4 protein-coding genes are annotated in these 3,880 nt (G+C 72.4%); all 4 read left to right on the forward strand.

What is annotated here, in order from left to right; all coding sequences use genetic code 11:
- The coding region (locus tag FHG89_RS00385; protein WP_139581873.1) for a hypothetical protein at positions 1 to 597 on the forward strand (597 nt) is incomplete at its 5' end.
- A 642-nt stretch (positions 598 to 1,239) separates the two neighbouring features.
- Positions 1,240 to 2,415, forward strand: a complete 1,176-nt coding sequence (pdhA, locus tag FHG89_RS00390) for a pyruvate dehydrogenase (acetyl-transferring) E1 component subunit alpha (RefSeq protein WP_139581874.1) — start codon at positions 1,240 to 1,242, stop codon at positions 2,413 to 2,415.
- On the forward strand, positions 2,415 to 3,404 hold the full coding sequence (locus FHG89_RS00395; RefSeq protein ID WP_139581876.1) for an alpha-ketoacid dehydrogenase subunit beta: 990 nt from the start codon (positions 2,415 to 2,417) through the stop codon (positions 3,402 to 3,404). The genes pdhA and FHG89_RS00395 overlap by 1 nt, the downstream gene beginning before the upstream one ends.
- Positions 3,405 to 3,409: 5 nt before the next feature.
- On the forward strand, positions 3,410 to 3,880 hold a 471-nt coding region (locus FHG89_RS00400), incomplete at its 3' end, for a biotin/lipoyl-containing protein (protein WP_341874229.1).

Here is a 3,880-nt window from a genome sequence, read left to right on the forward strand (position 1 = left end):
GGCGGAACGGCCGGGAGCCGTCGACCCGGGGCACGTCGACCGTGGACTGCCACCGGGGCCGGGGCCGACCCGGAGCACCCGACCGGTCGTGCCCCCACCGCCGGCCAGCCCGACGCCCACCCCGGGGCCGTCGCGGTCGACGACACGGTCCCGGTAGGCGTCGGACCGGCGGTCGTCGTGGGTGTCGGCGTCGGGTCCGGCGGATCGGTCCGCGACGGCGCCGGGGTGGGCGTCGGGCTGGCCGGCGGTGGGGGCACGACCGGTCGGGTGCTCCGGGTCGGCCCCGGCACCGGTGGCAGTCCACGGTCGACGTGCCCCGGGTCGACGGCTCCCGGCCGTTCCGCCGTACGCCGGGGTGCGGCGGGCAGCCAGCCGGGCGTCGCGGTCGGGCCGGCGCTGGGCGTGCCGAGCGGAGGAGGCGCCGGCTGGCTGGCCATCGGGGGCGGGAGCAGCACCGGCCCGACCGAGGGCGTCGGGATGAACGGGGTGCTGCTGTCCGGCAACGCGGTGCTGCCCGGGGTGGCCGAGCCGGCGCTGATCGCGGCGAGGATGGGCATCGACGCCGTGCCGGCCAGCAGTGCGACGGTGAGCAGGTAGCCCCGGGAGGGACCGCCCATGCCCGGAGCCCGGTGCGCGCCGACCACCCGCCGGTAGCCTCCGGCCGACCGGTGCCGGCCGAGCTCGGGTGTGCCGGGACCGTCACCTGGCTCGTACACCGCACACCCCTTGTCGTCGGCCGTCTCGGGACGCGGATGGACGTCACCGGCGGCAGAAACCGGCAATTGACCCGATCGCCGTGATCCGGCGGTAATCAGCCTCACCCAGTCACCCTCCGTCAGCCAACCTCCACCGCGTGTCGACACGCGATGCTGACCGAACGGTGACGAATCATCGCCGGAACACCCGGTGGACGTGTCAGGGCACGATGGCGACAAAGGGCAACAAACGGTGGACGGTCGGAATGCTGGGCGGGCGTACTGTGGGCGCGCTCACCTGCTCTGCGAATATGGAGCACGACGGCAACGCAGCCGTGACCTCCGCGCACCCTCGCGGCAGGCGCGGTTCAGTGCCGGCGCTCCCGAACCGGGTTCGGCCAGAATCCGGCTCACGCCGTGCGGCAACCCCCACCGGGGCTAGGCGCGGCCGCCAGGAACCGGTCCGGCAGCAGCCGGACAGGCGCACGAGTTGCGCGGCCGGGTGACCCCCCGGTGCCGACGCAGACACGACAGGGAGAGACCGATGGCAAAGGGCGACCCCGGGGGCACCACCCGCGGCAGGCGGGCGACAACCCGCTCCAGGAAGGGCACGGCCGGCAACCCCGAGCTGGTGCAGCTGCTCACCCCCGAAGGCGAGCGGATCGAGAGCGTCACCGGGCCGGACGGCACCGAGTACCGCGTCGACTTCACCGACGAGGAGTACCGCGGCCTCTACCGCGACCTGGTGCTGGTCCGAAAGCTCGACGCCGAGGCGACCGCCCTGCAACGCCAGGGCGAGCTGGGCATCTGGGCCAGTCTGCTCGGCCAGGAGGCGGCCCAGGTCGGCTCCGGGCGGGCTCTGCGTACCCAGGACATGGCCTTCCCGACGTACCGGGAGCACGGCGTCCTCTACTGCCGGGGCATCGACCCGATCATGCCGCTGGGCCTGTTCCGGGGCGTCGACCAGGGCGGCTGGGACCCGAACGAGTTCAAGTTCAACATGTACACGATCGTGATCGGGGCGCAGACCCTGCACGCGACCGGCTACGCCATGGGCATCACCATGGACGGCAGGACCGGCACCGACGACGGCGAGGCGGTGATCGCCTACTTCGGCGACGGCGCCACCAGCCAGGGCGACGTCAACGAGGCGTTCGTCTGGGCCGGCGTCTTCAACGCGCCGATGGTCTTCTTCTGCCAGAACAACCAGTACGCGATCTCCGAGCCCCTGGAGCGGCAGACCCGGATCCCGCTCTACCAGCGGGCCGCCGGCTTCGGCTTCCCCGGCGTACGGGTGGACGGCAACGACGTGCTGGCCACGTACGCGGTCACCCGCACCGCGCTGGACAACGCCCGGCACGGGCAGGGCCCGAGCCTCATCGAGGCGTACACCTACCGGATGGGCGCGCACACCACCTCCGACGACCCGACCCGCTACCGGATCGCCAGCGAGGTCGAGGCGTGGCAGGCCAAGGACCCGATCGCCCGGGTCCGGGCCTTCCTGGAGAAGCAGCAGATCGCCGACGCGGACTTCTTCGCCGAGGTCGACGAGCAGGCCCGCCGCGAGTCGGTGCACCTGCGCGAGCGGGTGCTCGCCATGCCCAACCCGGAGCCGGTGACGATGTTCGACCACGTCTACCCCAACGGGTCTCCGCTGCTCGACGAGCAGCGCGCGCAGTTCAGCAGGTACATGGAGTCGTTCGAGGGGAGCGCCCACTGATGGCCACGGAGACCCTCACCCTCGGCAAGGCCCTCAACACCGGCCTGCGCCGCGCCCTGGAGAACGACCCCAAGGTCGTCATCATGGGCGAGGACGTCGGCAAGCTCGGCGGCGTCTTCCGGATCACCGACGGGCTCCAGAAGGACTTCGGCGACCAGCGGGTGATCGACACCCCACTGGCCGAGTCCGGCATCATCGGCACCGCTGTCGGCCTGGCCATCCGTGGCTACCGGCCGATCTGCGAGATCCAGTTCGACGGCTTCGTCTACCCCGCGTACGACCAGATCGTGTCGCAGGTGGCGAAGATGCACTACCGCTCGCGCGGCAAGCTCAGCATCCCCATGGTGATCCGGATTCCGTTCGGCGGCGGCATCGGCGCGGTCGAGCACCACTCCGAGTCGCCGGAGGCGTACTTCGCGCACACCGCCGGCCTGAAGGTGGTGTCCTGCGCCAACCCGCAGGACGCGTACGTGATGATCCAGCAGGCCGTCGCCTCGGACGACCCGATCGTCTTCCTGGAGCCCAAGCGGCGCTACTGGGAGAAGGGGCCGGTCGACCTGGACGCGCCGCTGTCCGACGCGTACCCGCTGCACTCGGCCCGGGTGGTGCGGCCCGGCACGGACGTGACCGTGCTGGCCTACGGCCCGATGGTGCGGACGTGCCTGGAGGCGGCTACCGCCGCCGCCGAGGACGGCCGGGAGCTGGAGGTCATCGACCTGCGCTCCCTCTCCCCGTTGGACCTGACGGCCGCGTACGAGTCGGTGAAGCGCACCGGCCGCGCCGTCGTGGTGCACGAGGCGCCGTCGAACATCGGTCTCGGCGCCGAACTGGCCGCGCGGATCACCGAGGAGTGCTTCTACTCCCTGGAGTCGCCGGTGCTGCGCGTGACCGGCTTCGACATCCCCTACCCGGCCGCCCGGGTCGAGGAGGAGTTCCTGCCCGACCTCGACCGGGTGCTCGACGCCGTCGACCGCACCTACGGCTGGTGAGCGGCATGTCCCGGATCAAGACGTTCAACCTGCCCGACCTGGGCGAGGGGCTGACCGAGGGCGAGATCCTGACCTGGCTGGTGAAGGTCGGCGACACCATCGAGCTGAACCAGCCGATCGTCGAGGTCGAGACGGCCAAGGCGGCGGTGGAGATCCCGGCGAAGTGGGCCGGGCAGGTGCAGGCGATCCACCACCCGGAGGGGACGACGGTCGAGGTCGGTACGCCGATCATCGCCATCGACACCGACCCGGGCGCCGGCCCGCTGGACGTGCCGTCGACCACGGCGACGCCCGGCGATGACCTGCCCACCCCGTCGGCGGCCTCGCTGGCGGCCGTCGAGCTGGCACCGGCCGAAGGCATGGTCGAGCCCGGCCTGATCGGCGGTCCCGCCCCCGGGGGGCGGACGGCGGTCCTGGTGGGCTACGGCCCGCGTACCACCGCCGCGAAGCGCCGCCCCCGCAAGGCTGGCCTCCCC

It is taken from the genome of Micromonospora orduensis, assembly GCF_006228125.1.
Taxonomy (GTDB): domain Bacteria; phylum Actinomycetota; class Actinomycetes; order Mycobacteriales; family Micromonosporaceae; genus Micromonospora; species Micromonospora orduensis.

Coding starts and splice junctions, on each gene's coding strand:
- pdhA (WP_139581874.1), top strand. CDS start 1,240: ATGGCAAAGGGCGACCCCGGGGGCACCACCCGCGGCAGGCGGGCGACA.
- FHG89_RS00395 (WP_139581876.1), top strand. CDS start 2,415: ATGGCCACGGAGACCCTCACCCTCGGCAAGGCCCTCAACACCGGCCTG.